3 protein-coding genes are annotated in these 1,351 nt (G+C 43.0%); 2 read left to right on the top strand and 1 reads right to left on the bottom strand.

Annotated features, from left to right (window positions below; translation table 11 throughout):
* Positions 1–70: 50S ribosomal protein L32 (gene rpmF / locus RAC86_RS38740; protein ID WP_377886962.1), on the top strand; the 70-nt coding region annotated here is incomplete at its 5' end.
* A gap of 145 nt (positions 71–215) precedes the next feature.
* Positions 216–797 (top strand): sporulation-specific transcriptional regulator GerR, encoded by a 582-nt coding sequence (gerR, locus tag RAC86_RS38735; RefSeq protein WP_015383592.1) that lies wholly within the window; start codon positions 216–218, stop codon positions 795–797.
* 56 nt (positions 798–853) lie between these two features.
* Here the strand turns inward: gerR and RAC86_RS38730 are convergent, their stop codons facing one another.
* Entirely contained in the window at positions 854–1,336 is a 483-nt protein-coding gene (locus RAC86_RS38730; RefSeq protein WP_014476736.1) for an N-acetyltransferase, read from the bottom strand.
* Positions 1,337–1,351 lie beyond the last annotated feature (15 nt).

Genomic DNA, 1,351 nt, shown 5'->3' with positions numbered 1-1,351 from the left:
GTTGTCTCACCGTGTATGCAAAGCATGCGGATCATACAACGGCAAAGACATAAATGTAAAAAGTAACTAATAAGAAAAGCGCGGGGTGAAAGCCCTGCGCTTTTTCTTTTTCTCTTCCTGTCAGCTTGCGGAAAATTTGTGAGTGCAAATAGTCTATCTAATCTATTACCGGCATATGTATGAGATAAATAAGCTGACATGGAGGGAGATTGAATTTGACCATTACAAGACAAGATGCTTGGACTCAGGATGAGGATTTGCTGCTGGCAGAAGTGGTGCTTCGTCATATTCGAGAGGGAGGAACACAGCTTTCAGCCTTTGAGGAGGTTGGAAGGGCGCTGACCAGAACCGCGGCAGCCTGTGGTTTCAGGTGGAACTCGTATGTGAGAAAACAATACCAGTCAGGTATAGAGCTTGCAAAAAAGCAAAGGAAAGAACTGAGAAAGCAAATCGGCGTTCATTCGGTCAATATGCCGAATTCCATGAAGCAGACTGCCTCGGCATCGTCAGAAGGAAAACGAGATTTGTCCATTCAGGATGTCATTCAATTTCTCGAACAATTCAAAGAAGCACCGTCTGCACAAGAATTTCAGCTTGAAAGGGAAAAATTGAAGGAGCAAATCCAATCGCTGCAAAAAGAGCTTGAGGATTTGCGGAGTGAAAATCAGACATTGCGGAATCAGCTAGAGATGACAGAAGAGGATTACAAGGCACTGATCGATATCATGGATCGGGCCAGAAAAATGGTTGTTTCGAAGGAAGACGGAAGAATGAAAAAAGCGGCTCAAGAAACATAAAGAAACGCCTGAAATGAACCGGCCCTATAGTAAGAATAGGCCGGTTGTTTTGATTTCTATGCAGACTCTCCTGGTGTCATTTCGTGATCCATATCAGGATGCCAGATGAGCGGGTTTTCCCCTTTGTCCCTCGCCATATCATACTTAACAGTTTTAAAGTTCATTTTGTTCCAAAATTCCGCTGATTTCATTCTCGGATTTGTCCGGATCGGCATTTTGAATGATTTTGCAAATTCAACCAAGGCTCTCCCGTATCCCCTGTTCTGGTAGCCCGGAAGAACCTCAAGCTTCCACAGCTCCAAATAATCCTGGCGGTTGTCAAAATAGGGATTCGATTTGCCGTTAACTTGATACAGACTCATTCGTGCTACAAGTTTATCGCCAAAATAAATCCCGTAAAAAGGCGAGGTGCTGTCATTTTCAATAATATTATCCTGAAGTTCTTCAAGCATTGAAAGCTCCTGAATGCCGTATTCTTTGAATTTCTTGAATTCTTCCAGCGTTTTATAGTTGATAAGCAGACGTTCTACCTTTGTCAAACAAATCTCCCCCTT

It is taken from the genome of Bacillus sp. LR_5 (genome assembly GCF_042709275.1).
Note: the sequence above shows the minus strand (reverse complement) of the source record. Positions and strands in the feature narration are given on the sequence as shown.